General features: G+C 61.6%; 9 protein-coding genes. 2 read left to right on the top strand and 7 right to left on the bottom strand.

The window, feature by feature from the left end; genetic code table 11:
- A partial coding sequence (locus L4923_RS22185; protein ID WP_239369206.1) for a DUF5801 repeats-in-toxin domain-containing protein occupies positions 1 to 9,479 on the bottom strand: 9,479 nt, incomplete at its 3' end.
- Positions 9,480 to 10,176: 697 nt separating this feature from the next.
- On the opposite strand from L4923_RS22185, the gene L4923_RS22180 reads away from it, so the two are divergent.
- Positions 10,177 to 10,962, top strand: coding sequence for a transglutaminase-like cysteine peptidase (locus L4923_RS22180; RefSeq protein ID WP_239369204.1), 786 nt, complete (start codon positions 10,177 to 10,179; stop codon positions 10,960 to 10,962).
- A gap of 6 nt (positions 10,963 to 10,968) precedes the next feature.
- Here the strand turns inward: L4923_RS22180 and L4923_RS22175 are convergent, their stop codons facing one another.
- Genes L4923_RS22175 through L4923_RS22160 form a run of 4 tightly spaced genes read right to left on the bottom strand, consistent with a single transcriptional unit; the run spans position 10,969 to position 16,569 of the window.
- Positions 10,969 to 11,622 (bottom strand): ribbon-helix-helix domain-containing protein, encoded by a 654-nt coding sequence (locus tag L4923_RS22175; protein ID WP_343303887.1) that lies wholly within the window; start codon positions 11,620 to 11,622, stop codon positions 10,969 to 10,971.
- Positions 11,612 to 12,901 (bottom strand): HlyD family type I secretion periplasmic adaptor subunit, encoded by a 1,290-nt coding sequence (locus L4923_RS22170; protein WP_239369202.1) that lies wholly within the window; start codon positions 12,899 to 12,901, stop codon positions 11,612 to 11,614. The genes L4923_RS22175 and L4923_RS22170 overlap by 11 nt, the downstream gene beginning before the upstream one ends.
- A gap of 39 nt (positions 12,902 to 12,940) precedes the next feature.
- A complete protein-coding gene (locus L4923_RS22165; protein ID WP_239369200.1) occupies positions 12,941 to 15,079 on the bottom strand; it encodes a type I secretion system permease/ATPase in 2,139 nt (712 codons plus the stop codon).
- A 38-nt stretch (positions 15,080 to 15,117) separates the two neighbouring features.
- The gene (locus L4923_RS22160) at positions 15,118 to 16,569 is read right to left on the bottom strand and encodes a TolC family outer membrane protein (protein ID WP_239369198.1); all 1,452 of its coding nucleotides are present in this window, start codon (positions 16,567 to 16,569) and stop codon (positions 15,118 to 15,120) included.
- A 442-nt stretch (positions 16,570 to 17,011) separates the two neighbouring features.
- On the opposite strand from L4923_RS22160, the gene L4923_RS22155 reads away from it, so the two are divergent.
- Complete coding sequence (locus L4923_RS22155; RefSeq protein WP_239369196.1) at positions 17,012 to 17,773, top strand: GGDEF domain-containing protein; 762 nt, start codon at positions 17,012 to 17,014, stop codon at positions 17,771 to 17,773.
- 230 nt (positions 17,774 to 18,003) lie between these two features.
- Here the strand turns inward: L4923_RS22155 and L4923_RS22150 are convergent, their stop codons facing one another.
- Entirely contained in the window at positions 18,004 to 20,481 is a 2,478-nt protein-coding gene (locus tag L4923_RS22150; RefSeq protein WP_425530989.1) for a DNA translocase FtsK, read from the bottom strand.
- A 148-nt stretch (positions 20,482 to 20,629) separates the two neighbouring features.
- Positions 20,630 to 21,475: a DUF3313 domain-containing protein gene (locus tag L4923_RS22145; protein ID WP_275448525.1), complete on the bottom strand. Its 846-nt coding sequence runs from the start codon at positions 21,473 to 21,475 to the stop codon at positions 20,630 to 20,632.
- Positions 21,476 to 21,578: the final 103 nt, after the last annotated feature.

The raw sequence follows: 21,578 nt of genomic DNA, 5'->3' as shown, positions 1-21,578 counted from the left end.
TCCGTGCCGTCCGTCAGAACATTGCCGCTGACATCGGCACCTTCCGTCACACTGTTGGTGTCGGCACGCGCCGTCGGACCATCATCCAGCACCCGGATGGCGAGCGTCCCCGAATTGCTGTCGTTGTCGACGTCCGTGACCGTCACCGTGTAGTTGGCGAAGACCGGATCGGCGGTACCGCGATCGCCCGGCGTCGCATCGGCCGTGGTGTTGGTATGGGTCAGCGTATTGTCGGTGAGCGTGAACCGGTAGCTGATCTGTCCGGTTGCGCTGTCGAACCCGATGATTTCGAGCGCGCCATAGGCCGGATTGCCGCTGATGGCGATCGGCGTCGCCGCCGACGCCGTTCCCAGGGCGGCAAGCGTGAGAATGGTGTTGCCGATCTGGACGGACTGCAGGCCATCGGGAGCGGAAACATTGAAAGTACCGGTCTGGACGAGGGCCGCTGGGTTGCTGCTGGAGCCATCGGAAAGATTGGCCTCCCAGACGGTGGCATCGCCGCCACCGGCGGCCGGCGTCAGGTTCGTGATGGAAGTGCCGTTATCCCGCAGCGAGATGGTCAGGGTCGCGGCGGACGTATCTCCATCACCATCCTTCAGCACATAGGTGAAGGTTTCAGTGGCTACGACCGGATTGCCGTTGAAGCGAGTGTAGACGTAGGAGCCGTCCTCGTTGAGGACCAGCGAACCATACTGACCGTTGACTTGGAAGTTATGCTGGGCATCCGGTGAAGAATCGGCGGTCACGCCAGTCACGGACGCGATCTTTGCGCCATCGGTACCCAGTTTGTCTGCAGCGCCATCGGTGGTGTTGGCATCGAAGCCGGAAGCAATGTCGACAGCGGTGAGAACATTGCCGGTCGCCGTCAGATTCGCGCCGACAACGGAGTCGGCATCGTTCACCGCTTGCGGGCCATCATCCTGGAAAGTCAGCTTGATCGGAGTGCCCGACACTGCCGACGCCACGTCACCATCGGCATCGGTGACATTGGCGGTGACATGGATATTGCCGATCACCGAGACAGCATCGTCGTAAGTCGCGGCCGTTGAGCCGGCAGCGGGATTGGAAATCGCCTCGAACTGGACCAGCCAAAGCTTGCCGGCATCGTCGACATAAGCGGCAAAGACCTTTTCGCCACTGGCAAAATCACTGCCGGCCACACCCCACAGGATGCGCGGATCGGTTGGATCGCTGAAGAGCCTGATGGCGACGCCGCCGTCGGTCGTCTTCAAACCGCTGTCTTCGCCGTTGAAGAGGCTGTTCACCGTGCCGTTCGAGAGTTGATAGGCGATCGAGACGGGTTCGTCGGCGCCCGGCGCGGACGTGAAGAAGCCAGCGACGGAACCGGCCGAAACCGCGTGGCCGATTTCCGTCAGCGTCAGGGCGCCGATCCGCGATGCCAGGCTGGCCGGCAGAGGCGCCGCAGTATCATCGGCATCGTTCGGATCCGGATTGTCGTTGACCAGAACCGGGCTCTGGGTTTCGTCGTGTCGGACCTCGAATGCCTGAACGACCTTGGTTTCCGTTGAAGATATGAGAACCGAGAAGCTCGTCGCACCATCGACGACGGAGGTGGCTCCTCCAGTGTTGATCGTCACGCCGTCATAGTTGGAGATGACGAGGCGACCGAACTCGGCAGCGCCGGTAACCTTGATGGAGTCGCCTTGGTTGACGCCTTCCACGAGATAGCCGATCGGCGTAACGCCGTCCGCCGCGTAGACAATGGTGACCGGTACGGCGGTACCATTGACGCTGACAGTCGTAACCGGAACGCCGGCATCGTCGGTGAAGTTCGCCGTCCCTGAATTGTTGTCGCTGCCTGTGGGCACACTGAACAGCTGCAGGAACAGCGAAGCCGGTCCCGACTGCACCTGGGGCACGGTGAACGTCACGGAAACAACGGAATAATGCTCGGTCGCCGTGAAGGTCGTCGACATATTGTTGCCGGTGGCGGCACCATTCTTCACAAAGTCGAGGATCAGATACTCCTCGGCATTGTTGCTGTCCTTGCCGTTGATGTTCTGCCCTTGGCCGACACCGATATCACCGGAGGTGTTGACCGCATCTTGGGTGCTGCCCGTCCTGGCGCTCAGCAGGATGTCCCGGTCCTCGGCACCGTTGAGCACCTTGTAGCGGTCGTGGCCGCCGGAAACCCCACTGAGAGTATAGGACGTCGTCTCGATGACGATCTGCGGCGGGAGCGCCACGACCACCGGAACGTCGTTCTGGACGGTAATGGTGAACGAACCCGGCGTGGCACCGGTGGCCTTGTCGCCATCGGCGTCGGTGGCGACAATCATCGACGAGAAGTCGATCGACGGCACGCTGCCGCCTGCAGTCCGCAGTGCCGTGCCGGCGTCGCCGCTGCCGTCGACATGATCGAGCTGATCCTTCAGATCGAAATTCCAGGAGCCGTTGGCGTTGACGGTCAGCGTGAATACGGTGTTGGCGCCGGCCGTAGCTGTCAGAACGCCGCCGGAGACGGTGTAGACGAGCTGGATGCCGTGCGAATAGAGCACCGGAAGGCCACTGGTCGACGGGTTGAGGCTGAAGGTGAGCGGATCGTCGGCGCCGGCATTGAACAGCGCAGCCAGCGAACCCAGAGTGCCCGAGGCTTCGTCGCTGGAGGACGTCTGGCCCGCATCGGGGATGCCGGTGGAGGCATCGCCATCGGCGGTCGACATCGTGTCTTCAGCGACTGTCGCCTGGACACCGGCGCCTCCGGCAATCGCCGTCGGGCCATCGTCTTCGAAGGCAATGACACCGGCCTGGCCACCAAGGTCGACACTGGCGCTGGCGACATCCTTGTCGCCATCCGTCACCGTGTAGACCGCCTTCAGGACACCTGAAGCCAGGAACAGCGCCTCGTCGGAATTCGTGGGATCCGGATGATTCAGCGATTGATATTGGGTCAGCGTCACATTGCCGGTCGACGCATCGATCGACACCGTGAAGGCCAGCGTGCCGCCGGCCCCGCCGACGCGGCCTTCGATAACGCCGCCATTGTCGACCAGAAGGATCTCGTTGGCAGAACCGCTCTGGCCTGTCAGGTAAAGTCCGGTGTGGCCACCGGCGGCAATCTCAAGCGAGAAAGCCGTCGTCGCACCTTCATTGTCCTGGCCGACCGCCGAACCCACCGTGCTGAACAGAGAGGAGCCGGAGATCGTCACCCTGCCCAGGCCCGCCGCGCCGCCTTCGGTTTCACCGACATTCTGCCCGAGGCTTTCGTCGACAATGATCGATGCGCCGCCCTTCAGGGCAAGCGCCGCCGTCGGACCATCATCCTCAAAAGCGATCACGCCCTTGGTGCCGCCAAGGTCGACTGTGGTGCTGGCAACGTCATCGTCACCATCGGTGATCTTATAGACCGCCTTCAGCGTACCATTGGCGAGATACAATGCCTCGTCATAGCTCGAACCACCTGTCGGGTGATCCAGCGACTGAAGCTGCGTCAAGGTTACATTGCCGTTCGATGCGTTAATCGAAACCGTGAAGGCGAGAGTACCACCCGCGCCGCCAACACGCCCTTCGATCACGCCACCATTGCTCACCAAGACGATTTCGTTGGCCGAGATATGCGCCGCATTCGTCAGATAGAGCCCGGTAAGGCCACCGTTGCCGATCTCAAGCGAGAACGCGGTCGTTGCGCCCTCGTTGTCCTGGCCGGTCGAAGAACCCGATGTGGCGAACAACGAGGAACCGGAGACCGTTATCCGGCCGAGACCAGCCGCGCCACCTTCGGTCTCACCCGCATTCTGGCCTAGGCTTTCGTCGACAACGATCGACGCGCCGCCCTTCAGTGCAAGTGCCGCCGTCGGACCATCGTCCTCAAAGGCAATCACACCCTTGGTGCCGCCTAGGTCGACCTTGGCGGTGTCAACGTCGCCATCGCCATCCGTAACGGTATAGACTGCCTTCAGCGTACCGTTGGCGAGATACAATGCCTCGTCGTAACTCGAACCACCCGTCGGATGGTCCAGCGACTGCAGTTGCGTCAGCGTCACATTGCCGTTCGCTGGGTTGATCTGGATGGTGAAGGCGAGCATGCCATTGCCACCACCGACGCGACCTTCGATCAGGCCACCGCCCTTGTCGACCAGCAGGATCTCATTGCCCCACGTATGCGCCGCATTCGTCAGATAGAGCCCGGTACGGCCTCCATTGCCGATCTCGAGCGAGAACGCCGTCGTCGCGCCCTCGTTGTCCTGACCGGTCGAAGAACCCGATATGTCGAACAATGAGGATCCGGAGACCGTCACTCGGCCGAGGGCGGCCGCACCGCCCTCGGTTTCACCGACATTCTGGCCTAGGCTCTCGTCGACAACGATCGAAACGCCATTCTTCAGCGCGAGCGCCGCCGTGGGGCCGTCGTCCTCGAAGGCGATCACGCCCCATTTGCCGCCGAGATCGACTTTCGCCGTGGAAACGTCCTTATCGCCATCCGTTATCGTGTAAACCGCCTTGAGCACGTTGTTCGCGAGATACAGCGCTTCGTCATAGATCGAACCACCAATCGGATGATCCAGCGACTGAAGCTGCGTCAGCGTCACATTGCCGTTCGACGCATTGATCGAAACCGTGAAGGCTAGCGTGCCGCCGACGCCGCCGACGCGGCCCTCGATCACGCCGCCATTGTTTACCAACACGATTTCGTTGGCTGAGATATGCGCCGCATTCGTCAGATATAGCCCGGTACGGCCGCCATTGGCGACCTCCAGAGAGAATACGTTCGTCGCGCCTTCGTCGTCCTGGCCAACCCATGAACCCCAGGTGCTGAACAGCGAGGAACCAGAGACCGTCACCTGGCCCAGACCGTATTGGCCACCTTCGAGTTCGCCGGAGTTCCGCCCGAGGGTTTCGTCGACAACGATCGACGCATAATGCCTCAGTTCCAACTCGGCATTCGGGCCGTCGTCTTCAAAGGCGATCACACCGGCCTTGCCGCCAAGATCGACCTTGGCGGAGGCCACGTCATTGTCGCCGTCCGTCACCGTGTAGACCGCCTTCAGCGCATTTCCGGCCAGGTACAGGGCCTCGTCGTAGCTCGAACCACCTGTGGGATGATTCAACGACTCGTACTGCGTCAATGTCACATTGCCGTTCGAGCCGTTAATCTGGATGGTAAAGGCAAGTGTACCGGTGCCATTGACACGGCCTTCGATCAGACCGCCGCCCTTGTCGACCAGCAGGATCTCATTGGCCCCACTATTCTGGCCCGTCAGATAGAGGCCGGTATGGCCTCCATTGACGACTTCGAGCGAGAATACCGCCGTGGCACCCTCATTGTCCTGACCGAACGACGAGCCCGCCGTGCTGAACAGAGAGGAGCCGGAGACCGTCACCCGGCCAAGACCAGCCGAGCCGCCCTCATACTCCCACCAGTTCCCAAGGCTCTCGTCTACAACAACCGACGCATCGTGCCTCAGCGCGAGAGCTGCAGTCGGCCCGTCGTCCTCGAAGGCGATCACGCCTTCCTCGCCACCAAGATCGACCTTGGCGGTGGCGACGTCGTTGTCACCGTCTGTCACCGTATAGACCGCCTTCAGCGTACCGGTGGATAGGTACAGCGCTTCGTCATAGCTCGAACCACCAGTCGGATGATCCAGCGACTTGAACTGGGTCAGCGTCACATTGCCCGTCGAGGCATCGATGGCCACCGTAAAGGCGAGCGCACCGTTCGCGCCGCCAACATGCCCCTCGATCACACCATTGTTGTTGATCAGGATGATTTCGTTGGCCGAGACATGTGCCGCATTCGTCAAGTAGAGCCCAGTGCGGCCACCGTTGGCGATCTCGAGCGAGAACACCTTCGTCGCACCTTCATTGTCCTGTCCCGTCGACGAACCCGACGCGTCGAACAGCGAGGCACCCGAAACCGTCACCTTGCCAAGGCCATCTGCGCCACCCTCGGTCTCGCCCGCATTCTGGCCGCGGGTCTCGTCCACGATGATCGTGACGCCTTCCTTCAGCCCAAGCACCGCCGTCGGACCATCATCCTCGAACGCGATCACGCCGGCCTGGCCGCCGAGATCGACGCTCGCCGTAGCAACATCCTGGTCGCCATCGGTGATGGTATAGACAGCCTTCAGCGCACCCGTGGCCAGGAACAGGGCCTCGTCATAGCTGGCGCCCGGCGTCAGGTGATTCAGCGACTCGTACTGGGTCAGCGTCACATTGCCGGTCGACGCATCGATCGATACCGTGAAGGCCAGCGTGCCGCCGGCTCCGCCGACACGGCCTTCGATGACGCCGCCATTGTCGACCAAAAGGATTTCGTTGGCCGCGCCGCTCTGACCGGTCAGGAACAGACCGGTGTGGCCGCCGGCCGCAATCTCAAGCGAGAACGCCGTCGTCGCACCTTCATTGTCCTGGCCGACCGCCGAACCCGTCGTGTCGAACAGCGAAGTGCCGAGGACTGTAACCTGGCCGAGCGTTCCGGCCGGCTCCGTCTCCGGCGCTCCGTTCTGGCCAAGGCTCTCATCGACAACGATCGATGCCTTGCCGGCGAGTGCCAGCACGGCCGTCGGGCCGTCATCCTCGAAAGCGATCACGCCGGCCTGGCCGCCGAGATCGACGCTCGCCGTAGCAACATCCTGGTCGCCATCGGTGACGGTATAGACTGCCTTCAGCGCACCCGTCGCCAGGAACAGGGCCTCGTCGTAGCTGGCGCCCGGCGTCAGGTGATTCAGTGACTCGTACTGGGTCAGCGTCACATTGCCGGTGGATGCATCGATCGATACCGTGAAGGCGAGCGTGCCGCCGGCTCCGCCGACACGGCCTTCAATGACGCCGCCATTGTCCACCAAAAGGATCTCGTTGGCCGCGCCGCTCTGGCCTGTCAGGTAAAGTCCGGTGTGGCCACCGGCTGCAATCTCCAGCGAGAACGCCGTCGTCGCACCTTCATTGTCCTGGCCGACCGCCGAACCCGTCGTGTCGAACAGCGAAGTGCCGAGGACCGTAACTTGGCCGAGCGTGCCGGCCGGCTCCGTTTCCGGCGCTCCGTTCTGGCCAAGGCTCTCGTCGACAACGATCGATGCCTTGCCGGCGAGTGCCAGCATCGCCGCCGGACCGTCATCCTCGAAGGCAATCACGCCGGCCTGACCGCCGAGATCGACGCTCGCCGTGGCGACGTCCTGGTCGCCATCGGTGACGGTATAGACAGCCTTCAGCGCACCCGAAGCCAGGAACAGGGCCTCGTCATAGCTCGCGCCAGGCGTCGGGTGGTTCAGCGACTCGTACTGCGTCAGCGTCACATTGCCGGTCGACGCATCGATCGACACCGTGAAGGCGAGCGTGCCACCGGCTCCGCCGACGCGGCCTTCGATGACGCCGCCATTGTCGACCAGAATGATCTCATAGCCCGCACCGCTCTGGCCTGTGAGGAACAGACCGGTATGGCCGCCGGCCGCAATCTCAAGCGAAAACGCCGTTGTCGCACCTTCATTGTCCTGGCCGACCGCCGAACCCGTCGTGTCGAACAGCGAAGTGCCGAGGACCGTAACCTGGCCGAGCGTTCCGGCCGGCTCCGTTTCCGGCGCTCCGTTCTGGCCAAGGCTCTCGTCGACAACGATCGATGCCTTGCCGGCCAGCGCCAGCACCGCCGTCGGACCATCGTCTTCGAAGGCGATCACGCCGGCCTGACCGCCGAGATCGACGCTCGCCGTGGCGACGTCCTGGTCGCCATCGGTGACGGTATAGACAGCCTTCAGCGCACCCGAAGCCAGGAACAGGGCCTCGTCATAGCTGGCGCCCGGCGTCAGGTGATTCAGCGACTCAAACTGGGTCAGCGTCACATTGCCGGTGGATGCATCGATCGATACCGTGAAGGCGAGCGTGCCGCCGGCTCCACCGACGCGACCTTCGATGACACCGCCATTGTCCACCAAAAGGATCTCGTTGGCAGGACCGCTCTGGCCTGTCAGGTAAAGTCCGGTGTGGCCACCGGCTGCAATCTCAAGCGAGAAAGCCGTCGTCGCACCCGCGCTGTCGGAGCCTGCCGACAAACCGGTGGTACTGAACAACGACGCGCCTGCAACCGTTACACTGCCAAGACCAGCCGCACCACCCTCGGCCTCGCCCGCGTTCTGGCCAAGGCTCTCGTCAACCAGGATCGAAGCGCCCTCTCTTAGCGCCAGCCCGACAACCGGAATGTCATCGCCAACAGCAACGACAACGCTGCCGACCGGCGGCGTGAGCGTATCACCGTCCCCGTCCACCATCTCGATCAGACCGGACAGATCGATCGTCAGATTGGTTTCGACATTTCCCGGGCTGTTGACGTGATCGACCTGCCCCAACAGGGTGAATGTCAGCGAACCGGTCGCTGTCAATTCCACAGTGAAGACGGATCCGCCACCGGCCGAACCGATGATGGTGTGACCGTCGGGCGAAAGGGCGTAACTAATCGCAGCGCCATTGCTCGACAGGCCGAGGCCCGCCAACTGCGTCAGCGCGCTCGAGACAAAATGGTATGAACCCAGCCCATCCGCGCCCGGATTGATGATGCTCGAAAGCTCGACATGGCTCACGGTCTGCTTGCCGAAGTCGGCTTCCCCGCCACGGCCGGAATCCGCGTTCGCCGCCGCAAGGCCATCTTCGTCGACGCGAAGCACAGTCTGGCCGGTGCTCACGAAGGCCGGGCTGTCATCTTCGATGGTGATCGACATGTTGACTGTGGCGGTGCCGTCCCTGCCGTCGGTGACAGTGACCGGCACGACCAAGGTCAGGTCGTCTTCGGAACCGGGGCGCGCATCGTTTGGATGGTCGATGGGGCCTAGAATCTGGACGGTGTAGCTTTGGCCGTTGGCGGTGATCGTGATGACTGGAACGCCGTTCACCGAACCGACCAGGGCTGCCGTGCCTTGTCCGGTCCAGACCAGCGGAATGCCACCGGATGTGAGCCCGGAAGGCTCGCCGAAGGTGAAGGACAGCGTGTCGCCGTCGGGATCGGTTGCCGGGAAGGTACCGGTGATGAGCGTGGCGTTGGTCGTGTCGTTGGAGCCGTCACTGTCCAGATTGCCGCCGGCGAGCCCTTCCTCCGACAAGGAAGAAATGGAGAAATCCGAAAAGAGCGGATCGCGATTGGGTGCGGCCGGATACAATTCGTGCCGATCGAGCAAGCCGAACTGTAGGGCGGTCGGCGGCAGCAGATCGCTGAGGTCGAAGCCGTCGCCGATGCCGCCCGCCGGTCGCTCGAAATTGCCGCCGGCACTGGGGTTCGCAGCGGCACCTTGTCCGGCCGAGATCGAGCCGTCCGCGCCGAAGGCGACGTCGACGCCGCTGGTCTGGAGCGCGGCAAGCAGAGCCACACGCGGAAACTCGACGTCGCCGACAATAAAGGTCGGAACATTGACCGCGCCATCCTTGATGACGACGGCCGACCCATCGGCCTGCTGCAGGACGAGGTTTGTTCCTTCAACGCGAATGTTGTCGATGGAAGTGTTCGCCGGCAGATGGACCATCTTGTCGGCCCCGACCATGTATTCATTCGCAGAGGAAGGCAGCGTTGCTGTGGCCTGGGCAGGACTTTGCTGTCCAGACGGAGCCGGCGTGGCGCCGACATCTACGGGCTTCGGCTCAGATGCCGCCGCAGCCGGCTGGTTTGCTTCGCCAGACGGCTTCCCTTCAGTAGTAGCTTGCGCCACCTGCAGTGGAGCGGATGGTTGATCATGTTCATCCCGCTGGTTTTGCTGTTCCCAGCTTGCGGAATTGCTTTCGCGATCGAAATTGTTTGCCATGACCCACCACCCCTTACTTTACATTCGGAGAAAACAGAGGTGTTTTGCGTTTGGCAACAGGCAGAGAACCGCTTCCATATAACGGCATATGCGGAAGATGCTAAATTTTACTTTTAGTAAATGCCAACGACATAAAGGCGTATATGTTTTTCGCCAGACCCCTTTATTGGCAAGGGGATTCGAAGATAACGAAAAACCTTGATTCAAATTTGAATTAAATCACGCTGTATAATTTATACTATGATTATCTATCTATATTTTCTGTATATTTAGTCGCGCCGGTTAGCATCCATCGTAAAGGGTGGATGTGATGAAAGCAAAACAAAAGTTCTCATCGATAAAACACTTGCGAAGTCTTGCGTTCTCGGCCGTCATGGTCGCGACCTCGTCCGCTTACGCCGCCACTGACCCGACAACTCTCGAGGCTCGGGAAAGCCTGGTGAAACCGGTTCAGACGGTTGAGTTCCTGGGTGGCATTTCCCTGTCGAAGCCTGAATTCGCGATCGCAAGCAGTGTCTATCGGGCAGGGATCAATAGCGCCTACAGCCTCGCTCTGCACGATGTCGCCGAAGAGAAACCGGAACTGGACCTGATCCAGACCGCCGCCATCATTCCTGGCGTGTTCGGCTCCATGGCAATCTCGATGAAGAATTTCCCGGCTGCAACACGCTGGGCATCGGTCTATCGTTCGGTGCGCAACTGCGACAAGGTCTGCGACCAGACCAGCCCTGGCTATGCGTATATCGTCAAGGCGGTGAAGGACAAAAGCTTCACCGACAAGCTCGCTTTCGTGAACAGCGGCATCAACCAGCTCATCGCCTACCGCAAGGACGAAGCCACCTACGGAAAGCTCGACTATTGGGCGACGCCCGAGGAGACGCTTGCCCGCCGCTCCGGCGATTGCGAGGATTTCGCCATCCTGAAGATGGCGGCCCTTGTGGAAGCCGGAGTACCGGCGACAAGCATGTCCCTGGTGGTGCTGCAGGACAAGAAGAGGGACGTCTTCCACGCCGTTCTTTCGGTGAGCACGTCGAGCGGAACCTTCATTCTCGACAGCCTCGGCAACAAGGTGGTCATGGACACGGCGCTTCCCAACTATGTGCCGCTTTATTCCTTCAGCACCGAGCGCGCCTGGGTGCATGGCACCAAGACCGGCGAGAGCCGCGTGGCGTCGCTGAAAGGCGGACTTTCCGACATAGCGCCGGGCGAAGGCCCGGAGAACTGAGCCGGCTTAGCCGTTGACGACAAAAGCCAGCAGCAGATCGGGCGCCGGCACTGGCGCCCGCACCACGTTGATCTGCCCGCGGTGACGGCGTTCGCCGATGCCGATGACGAAGCCCGTGCCAACCGGCAGATTGCCATTCTGCTTCAGCCTTTCCAAAATATCCGCCACGCTCAGGTCGAGCGCGAGCCTCATATCCTTGCGGGCGTCGTCATCCTGCCCGGCCGGCAACTGGCGGCGAACCAGGTTCTGGAACGACGGGTTGAAGGTCAAGATCTTGCGGGTGCTTTCCAAGGCAAAAGCCGGCGCCGGGCAGGCGAACAGGATGGCCTTGATCATCTCGATCGAGGTCAACCGGCGCAGCAAGGCGTTTTCGGCGTTGGCGTCATGAAGGCAGGCCACCCTGATGGCCGAGGTCAGATTGGCATCCGGCCCCGAGGCCGCCGCGATCCGGTCGACAACAGCGCCAAGCGTTTCCTGATTGCGCGCCGCCATGCGTTTCAGCATGTCCCAGAAGCCGCGCTCCAGCCGGATGCCGCGTCGTTGTCCATTGCGCACGACTACCCGGAATTCAGGCTCCTGATCGCGCAGCAAGGGCTGGCTTGGCATCTGCTGACCGGGCCCCGAAGCCGGACCGCCGGAAGGCGTCGCGCTATCGCTCACGCATGGCCTCCTCCCTGGCTTTGTTGATGGGCTTCAACAGATAGCTGAGGATGGTCTTGCGGCCGGTCTTGATGTCGACCGAACAGATCATGCCTGGGATGATGGAATAGGTCTTGCCGTCGCGCTGCAGCGTCGATTTTTCCGTGGCGACGCGCACCTGGTAATAAGGCTCGCCGGTCTTTTCATCGACCAGGCTGTCGGCGGTGATGTTCGCAACCTTGCCCTCGATGCCACCGAAGATGGAGAAGTCATAGGCGGTGATCTTGATCAGCGCGTCCTGCTCGGGGCGGATGAAGGCGACATCGCGCGGCGAAACGCGGGCCTCGACAAGCAATGTTTCCGAAGTGGGAACGATGCCGGCGACGACGGCGCCCGGCTGCACGAAGGCGCCCAGCGTGTTGACGTCGAGCGTGTTGACGATGCCATCGACCGGCGAGCGGATATCGGTGCGTGCGACACGATCGGTGGCGCCACGGATCGTCTCCTCGACGACCGACAGGTCCGCCAGCGTCTGCGTCAGATCGTTGAGAGCCTCCTGCTGCAGCTCGAGATTGACCTCGTTGACCTGCAGCTGCGCCTCGTTGATGGCGGCCTTGCCACGCAGGATCGTTTCGCCGGCAAGCTTGATCTGCCCCGCCAGCTCCGTCTGCTCGCGCTCCACCCGCAGCTGCTCGGTCTGGGCGATGAGGCCTTTCTGGGCCATCGAATTTACCAGTTTCGCCTCGCGCGCACTGACCTCGCGGTTCCTGCTCAGGCGATCGAGATTGGCATTGGCCTCGTCGAGTTCCTTCTGGCGCTGTTCCAGGCGCGACTTTAGCACCGAAAGCTTGTTGTTGAAGTTGTCTTGCCTGGCATTGAGCAGTTTTTCTTCGTTGTCGCAGATCTCCGGCGCGTTCTTCCGGATCTCGGCCGGGCAGATGAAAGGATCGCCGATCTTTCCACCCTGCTCCTGCTTGAGCCGCGCCACGCGCGCCCTCAAGGCGCGGGCTTTGGCCTGCTGTTCGCCGAGGCTTGATGAGTTCAAGGTGTTGTCGAGGCGGATGATGAGATCATCCTTCTTGACCACCTGGCCGATCTTGACTGCGATCTCCTGCACGACGCCGGCTTCGCTGGTCTGGATGATCTGGGTCTTGGATGCAGGGATGACCTTGCCTTCGCCGCGCGCGATCTCGTCGATCTCGGCAAAAGACGACCACCCGACGAAGACGACCAGAAGGAGGCCCACGATTGCAACCGTGGCCGTTGCGAACAGCGGTGGCCGATCATCCCTAGCGAGCATCAACCCATATCCAGTCGACCATAATACCGGTGCCTTGCATCACGCGCCGCGCCCGGATTTCTGCAGCGCCTGTATCACCTGATCTTTCGGTCCGTCCGCGACGATCTTGCCCTGGTCGATGACCATCAGGCGATCGACCAGCTCAAGCATGCTGAAACGATGCGTCGAGACGATCAGAGTCGTGTCCGAACCGAAAGCCACCTTCAACTGGCGGATCAATTGCCGCTCCGAAGCCAGGTCCATTGAGCCGGACGGTTCATCCAGGAAAACGATCTTCGGCTTGCCCAAAAGCAGACGCGCGATGGCCACCGCCTGCCGCTGGCCGCCGGAAAGATTGGTGCCGCGCTCACCGACATTCATGTCGTAGCCGCGCGGATGGCGCGACACGAACTCATCGACGCCGGCGGCCTTGGCCGCATCGATGATCTCCTCGTCGGTGGCATCGGGCCGTGCCATCAGGAGATTCTCCTTGATCGTTCCCGAGAACAGATCACCCGCCTGCGCCACTATGCCGACGGCGGCGCGGACTTCGGATGGATGATATTGCCGCACGTCGATGCCGTCGAACAGCAGTTCACCGGATGTCGGCAGGAAAAGCCGGCCGATCAGGCGACCGAGCGTCGTCTTGCCCGAGCCGATGCGGCCGATGATGCCGACCCGTTCCCCCGGCTTGATGTTGAAGCTGAGGCCGTTGAGAACTTCGGCATCGGATCCCGGATAGGCGAAGCCGACATTGCGGAACACCAGCGCCCCATTGCGGATCGGCCGGTTGACGAAACCCACCGTATCCGGCCTGTCCTCCGGCTGCGCCATGATGCCGTTGACGATCTTGAGCGCAAGCGTCGCCTGCCGGAAACGCGCCAGCGTGATGGCGATCTGCCCAAGCGGCGCAACCGCACGCCCGGCCAGCATCACCGTGCCGATGATCGCACCGGTGGAGACATGGCCTTCGGCGAAGGCATAGGCTCCGGCCACCACCAGGGCGACCGTCACCAATTGCTGCACGGCCTGGGTGATGTTGCCGGCTGCTGCCGACAGTTGCTTGATCTTTTCCGACGTGTTGGCGGCATTCTTGGAATGCTCGCTCCATTTGCGCAGCAGATAGGCTTCCGCACGCAGCGACTTGATCGTTTCCAGGGTGGAGATCGACTCGACCAGCAGCGCCTGGCGCTGCGAGGATTCGTTCAGCGATGCCGCCACGCATTTGGCGATGCGGCGCTGCGTGACGAGGCCGACCGCGATGGTGATGACGAAGGCGATGGCAGGGATGATCACCAGCCAGCCGCCAATGGCATAGATGACGATCAGGAAGATGAAGACGAACGCAGTGTCGATGAACACGCTGATGGTATTGGAGGTAAAGAACTCGCGCGCGAATTCATACTGCGTAACCCTGTTTGCGTATTCGCCGGTGGATCCTGGCCTGGCCACCAGGGAGGAATTCAACACCTTGTCGAACAGCATATAGGAGATGCGCAGGTCGGCCTTGCGGCCGGCATAGTCGATCAAAGATGCGCGGGCCGTCTTCAGCAACAGGTCGAAGAGCACCACCAGACCAACGCCGAGCGCCAGCACCCACAAGGTCGAGACCGCCTTGTTGGGCAAGATGCGGTCGTACACGTTCATGGTGAAGATCGGCGAGGCAAGGGCGAGCAGGTTGATGAAGACCGCCGCCAGGATCACCTTGGTGTAGGAGCGCCAGAACGCCCCCATCGTTCCCGTCAACCAATGTCGCCGCTCGATCCTCTGGGCGTTGCCGACATTCATGTTTTCGGCGGCATTGGCATAGATGATCGAAAAAGACGCGCCGCCGATGATGGCTTCTCGCTCGAGTTCGGCCCTGTCGACGACGACCTGCCCGTTTTCCTGCGGCGCCGTCAGGTAGCCGTCGGCGCCGTCTTCCGACAGCAGCGCGATAGGCGGCCGGTTGGCCCTGAACAGGATGGCGGGAAGATCGACCCGCCCGGCGCGGAAATCGCGCCCGTCGAAGTCCTTGACGTCCAGGCCGATGCGTTCGGCCAAGTGCCGGATTTCATCGATGTTTATGCGCGTGTCCGAAAGCGGCACCCCGGCAAAAAGCACCGTTTCGGCGCTTGGCCGGCCAAGAAAGGCAGCGACCGCCGAGAAGCAGCTTCTGAAGCCAGTTCCCGGCGAACGAAGTTGAGGTTGCTGGTTCACGAGACGCTCAACCGGCTCTTACTGTTCGCGGCCCGAGCTTATTTCTTCTTGCGTACGGGTGCGAGTATATCCAGCGGCAGATCGTTTGCCTGTTCCGAAGGCGTGCGCGCATAGGTTTCGACATCCGCAGTCTGCGGCACGTTGAACTCGGCCCGCGCATAGGCTGCAGCCTGCTTCGGCGGGCTTATGCCCTGGTTGCGCAACAGCTGTCCGGTCGCCGCCAGGAGACGGTATTCGGCAAAGAGCGAGGCGTAGATCGCCGTATCCGCCAGCGTCGCGGTGTTGAAGCGCGTGTTCTGCGCATCGAGCACATCGAGCAGCGAGCGTTGGCCGACCTTGAACTGTTCGCGGTAGGAGCCGACCAGCCGCTCGTTGGCGGCCGCCTGCTGGCGCAGGGTCTTTGCGAGATCTGCCTGCTTGAAGCGGCGGTCCCACGAGGTGCGCACGGCTTCCTCGATCTCGCGATGGGCCTGGTGGAGAGCCAGCCGCTGCTCACTGGCGCGGCGGATCTGTTCCTGCTCATTGGCCTTGTCGATGCCGCCGCGATAGAGATTCCAGCGCATCACCAGCCGGGCCTGCAGGTCGTCGGTGCGTCCATCGGCACCGTCAATGTCCTGTCCGGCGCGAGCCGAACCTTCGGCGATGATTTCCGGGCCGTATTTGGCGCGGGCCGCATCCACCAGCGCACTCGCGGCGTCGATGTCGCTGTTGGCCATATGGATGCGCGGATTGTTCTGCCTGGCAAGGCCGATCGCTTCGTCGAGCGAGCGAGGCAGCGCCTTGGCGACGGATGGCGGCTTGCTTGGATTGGTCAGAGGTTTGCCGACCGTCTTGAAGAAACGGATCTTCGCGGCTTCCAGCTCTTCGGAGGCCTCCTGAAGCCGCGCCTTTGCCGAAAGCACGCGTTCCTCGGCCTGCTGGCGGTCGGCATCGGTCAAGGCACCACCGGAAACGCTTTCGCGAATGTCGCCCAGGATGCCCTGATGGAAGGAAAGGTTCCTCTTTGCTTCGTTAACGATGGAGCCTTGAAGCATGTATTCGAGATAGTCCTGCACGACCGACAGGGCGATGAACTCGGAGCGCTCCAGCACGCGGAAGGAGGCACCGTCGACGCGAGAGGCCTGACGGTCGACTTCCGCGCGGCGTGCGCCGCTGTCGAACAGCTTCTGGCTCACCGTCACGCCGGCTTCGGACGGATAGAGCGTGTCGTTTTCGATGGCGAGCGTCCGGCGCGAGGGATTGTCCAGCCGGCGCGCACCGGTTGAAGCTTCGAGATCGACGCTCGGCAGATAGAGGCCCTTGGCTTGCCTGAGTTCGAATTCGATGGCTTCGCGATTTTCAATCGCTTGCCCGATCTCCGGGTTGGATTCGACTGCGACGGCGATGGCTTCCTTCAGGGACAGCGCATTTGCGGCCCCTCCCGTCAAGGTTGTAGCCGTCAACAGCACTGCTGCGTACAGGCGCAGATGCGCCAATTTTCTTGAAGCCATTTCCCCCAGCCCTAACTCGCCCAACACTCTCCTGCGACCCCGCGGAGATTGTACAGTATCCGGCAATATCCAAAAAATTGTAAGAGTCGACAAGCTTGAGGGCGTTCAAATGGAAGAATATTCGTTACTGACCCCGAATCTTTCTTCATGTAGTAAAAAAGGCACATACACCCAATTAAAGTTGCCTTGCCTTGGCAAGTTTCGTCTTGACACGTCTCAGCTTGGAACAAGCTCCCGTGATATTTGGCCGACATAAGGTCTTCGCAAATTCAGATCACATTAACGGGCCGGCATGCTGAGAAGCTGCAACATATGTTGATCGAGACGGCTTCTAGAATCTGTAGGAACTAAGTTGAAAATTGTCTTCAATATGAGCGGTTTTCGAAACCAAGGCTGAACGCATTGTGGTTTATTCACATAACGTTGGCATGGAGAATGACAGTTGGCGAACGAAGATCCTAAAAGCCGCTATCCGGTTGACTGGCGACCGGTTGCAAAACTGGTCCTGATCGGCACGGCCATCTGCATCGGCGTCTCGGCGATCTTCAGCTACCTGCTGCTGTTCGGTTCCTTCTCCAGCTTCCAGCGGACGGTTATCACGTCGCTGGCTATCCCCATCGTCATAGGGGTGCCCGTCTTCACGCTGCTTAGCCTGAAGATGGAAGAGATTCGCCGGCTGAGGAAGGAACTGACCCATTCGGCCAGCCATGACAGAACGACGGATCTCTATCATGCCGATGTGTTCTCCTCGCTTGTGGACCGGCGCGTGCGCGCACCGATGGGGAAAACGCGCCCGCAAGGCGCCTTGCTGGTGGTCGATGCCGGCCAGTTGAGATCCACCGCCGAGCAGTACGGCTTCGAATGGGCCAATGAAGCGCTGAGGTCGATTGCCACCACCATTCGGTCATCAGTGCGCAAGGAAGATTTTGTCGGCCGGCTGGGTGAGACCGAGTTCGGCGTTTTCCTGCACCATGCGAGTGAGGAAGACGCCCTAGAGGTCGGCGAGCGCATTCGCGGTGAAGTCGGCAAAGTCTATTTTGCCCCGCAGGGCAAGGCGATCGAACTGGCCGTGCAGGTCGGCGGCATTTCGTTCGAGGACGCCACGACCGTCACCGAATTGCTGCGTATCGCCGACAAGCAGCTCGACTCGGCCAGGCGGCAATCCAGCGGCCTGGAGATCAAGAAGCTGATCGCGGACAGCTAAGCGTCCCCCGACGACGGAGCGCCGGACTCAAACCCCGTTCAGGTTGCCCGCATCGACCGCCGCACGGCATCCACCACCGCGGACGCGTGGCCCAGATGGAGCGCGTCCTTTGGTGGCAGATTCCAGCTAGAGCGTTTCCGTTTTTCACGGAAACGCGGAAACGCTCTAAGCTTTTGTTTTTTGTCGCATTTTTTGTAACGCCAAGTGATTCCACTTGGCTACAAAATGCTCTAGCGAATGATCTCGCGCTTGCCGACATGGTTGGGCTCGCCGACAATGCCTTCCTTCTCCATGCGCTCGACGATCGAGGCGGCACGGTTATAGCCGATGCCGAGCCGGCGCTGGATGTAGGAGGTCGAGCACTTCTTGTCGCGCAGCACCACCTTGACCGCCTCGTCATAGAGGTTGTCGCCATCCTCGGCGCCCATGCCGCTCTTGTCGAACACCGGGCTGTCGTCGACTTCGGGCAGCTCTTCCTCTTCGTCGGCGGTGACCGTCTCGAGATATTCAGGACGTCCCTGGGACTTGAGGTGATTGACGACGTGCTCGACTTCGGCGTCGGAGACGAATGGACCGTGCACGCGGGCAATGCGGCCGCCGCCGGCCATGTGCAGCATGTCGCCCTGGCCGAGCAATTGTTCGGCACCCTGTTCGCCGAGAATGGTGCGACTGTCGATCTTCGATGTCACCTGGAAGGAGATGCGGGTCGGGAAATTGGCCTTGATGGTGCCGGTGATGACGTCAACCGAGGGGCGCTGCGTGGCCATGATCAAATGGATGCCGGCGGCACGCGCCATCTGGGCAAGACGCTGGATGGCGCCCTCGATCTCCTTGCCGGCGACCATCATCAGGTCGGCCATCTCGTCGACGATGACGACGATGTAGGGCATCGGCGCCAGGTCAATCTCCTGGTCCTCGAACAGCGGCGCGCCGCTGCCTTTCTCGAAGCCGGTCTGCACCTGCATGACCACGACCTCGCCCTTGTCGCGGGCGACAGCGGCGCGCTGGTTGTAGCCGTCGATGTTGCGCACGCCGAGCCGAGCCATCTTGCGATAGCGGTCCTCCATTTCGCGCACTGCCCATTTCAGCGCGGTGACCGCCTTCTTGGGATCGGTGACGACTGGCGTCAGAAGGTGCGGGATGCCGTCATAGATCGACAGTTCCAGCATCTTCGGATCGACCATGATGAGGCGGCATTCTTCTGGCTTCAGCCGGTAGAGCAGCGACAGGATCATGGTGTTGATGGCCACCGACTTGCCCGAGCCGGTGGTGCCGGCGACGAGCAGATGCGGCATCTTGGCAAGTTCGGCGATGACGGGCTCGCCGCCGATGGTCTTGCCCAGGCAAAGCGCCAGCTTGCAGGCCGTATTCTGGAAACCGTCGGATTCGATCAGTTCGCGGAAATAGACGGTTTCGCGGGTCTCATTCGGCAATTCGATGCCGATGACATTGCGGCCCGGAATGACGGCGACACGAGCCGAGATTGCCGACATGGAACGAGCGATGTCGTCGGCCAGCCCGATGACACGCGAGGATTTCACGCCCGGCGCCGGTTCGAACTCATAAAGCGTGACGACCGGCCCCGGACGGACATGGATGATCTCGCCCTTGACGCCGAAATCCTCAAGCACGCTTTCGAGAAGATCGGCATTCTGCTCCAGCCGCTCCTGCGACATGTAGAAGCCCTGCCCTTCCGGGGGCAGCTGCAGCAGCTCCTCCGACGGCAGCTCGTAGTCGCCCGGCTCAACCTCAGCCATCCTGCCGACCATGGGCAGCGACTGGCGCGGCGCCGGCATGGTGATCTCGACCGTGCGCGAGGGAACGGCTGGTGCTGCATCGTTTGCAGCGACGGGCCGGTTGACCGGTGTGGTCGCGACGACCGGGGCTTCAACGGCTGCTGTGGCGACCGTCTCCGCCACGGCCGGCACGACGGTCCTGACCGTTTCGGTCGAGGTCATCTGCATGGAAGCCGAAACCTCGATGACCCTGTAGAGAGATGTCGCGTCAGGGGTGACGACCGGCCGGGGCTCGGCCCGGCGGGGAGCAGAGACAGGCGCTGCTGCCTTGGGGGATACAGAGGCCGCCTGTGCCTGAGCGGATGCCACCGGGGCGGACTGCGGCACGAATCCGGAGGCGAACTCAAAGAAGGCGTGGTCGGAGAGATAGGACCAGCGTGTTCTGGCCGCGGGCGCGGCGGCTTTCGCTGCCGGTTGATGAGACACAGCCGTGCAGGTCACGGCAGCCGGTGGAGTGGGGGCGGCTTGCTTGCTTTCGACGGCACCACTGGCGGGGTGCGGCTGCTGAGACGGCACGGTTGCCTGGGCCGGCCTGGCAGCCATGGCGGGTCTTGATGGCTGAGGCGTGGGGATGACGGGCCGCTCGAGCGACTGCACGGGCTGCACCGGCTCCCCTTGCTCGCCGTCCTTGATCTTCTTGACCTCGCGATCGGGGGTGCGCGTGAAGCGAACATTGGGCGCCAGGAAGAAATAATCCTGCCATTCCGGGCGCGCGAATTCGCCGTCGCCGCCGAAATTGGGAAACACCGCGCCGTCGCTCTTGGGTTTCATATATGTGTGTTCGGTGCCACTGCGGCCAGCGATGCGGCCGGCGAAGTCGACCGCATTCGGCGCGACCTGGTGGCGAGGCTGCTCATCCTCCTCAGACGCAACAGCCGTCAGATTTGCCCGAGAAAAACGCATGGATGCCATACTGGAGACTCGCCGATTTGAATGCCTCCTGAGACATAGGAACCGATGGTTAACAGTCCCTTCCGAAAACGGGCTGGAATGAGAGGAAGTGATGGCGCGGCGCTCGGCGGCCGCACTCACGATTTGTGACGAGATCTATTGTCTGTCGCTATCGGGAGGCTACGGCGCCTTTGTCGACCCAGGTTGGCGGCAGGCCAAATCGGGCAGCGACCATTCCCGGAATGCCGGGAGCCCTCCCGAAAACCCTGCAGGCGTCGTATTTCGGATTGCCACCGAGCGAAACCCGCAATTTTTGCATCGACGGGATAGCCGGTATTCCCTTGAACGGATCCTTGCCCTTGACGAGCATGCGGCTGAAATCTGCGGCGAACGTGGAGGAGAGGGAATACGCATCTCCGACAGTGGATATCCGAGCCTTTGTCGTGATCATGTTGGCACCACGCGACCAGACCATGGCGGCCTTCTGCAAACCATCCTTATCGAGCGCTTCCGCCTCGATGGCCAGCCCGCCAAGGCCGATCGGAAGGCGCGGAATCGGAACTCCGAGATCTGCCACGGAGGCGCCGAGCGACGCTGCGATGGAGCCCGCGGCGGCCAGACGATTGGTCGCAACGATGTCGGTGACCGTTGCGTGGATGACGAGGTCTGCCGGCTGGCTCGGAGGCACAATCTGGAAACGGTCGCTAAGGTTGGTGCAGATCGCCCGGTCGATCGCGTTGCTGACCAGCGCGAGATCTCGGGCATTGAAACCATGGCTGCCGATTCGCGTCGAGGTCGGCACGATGCGCACCGTCTTTGCTGCCAGCACCGGCGTGGAATCCAAACGCAATTTTGCTTTTGTGAGGGTTCCGCCCGATGGGCTCATTCCGGCGTAGGAACTGAGGGACGTTCCCTCGGGCAAGGGCACACTTGTGCATGCGGACAGACACCAGAACAGGGCGACGCTGAGCGCTGCTCGCGGCTGCTTTTCAAGTCGTCGGAGCTTCAAGGTCATTGTCCGCCCTGTGAACCGGGATGATGGATCAGGCTTTTACCGACCCCGGCGTTAAGGGCGGTAAGGGCCGTGTAAAGTTCGGTAAAAGTCACGATCAGGCTTT

Source organism: Terribium retamae (assembly GCF_022347545.1).
GTDB lineage: Bacteria > Pseudomonadota > Alphaproteobacteria > Rhizobiales > Rhizobiaceae > Mesorhizobium > Mesorhizobium retamae.
Note: the sequence above shows the minus strand (reverse complement) of the source record. Positions and strands in the feature narration are given on the sequence as shown.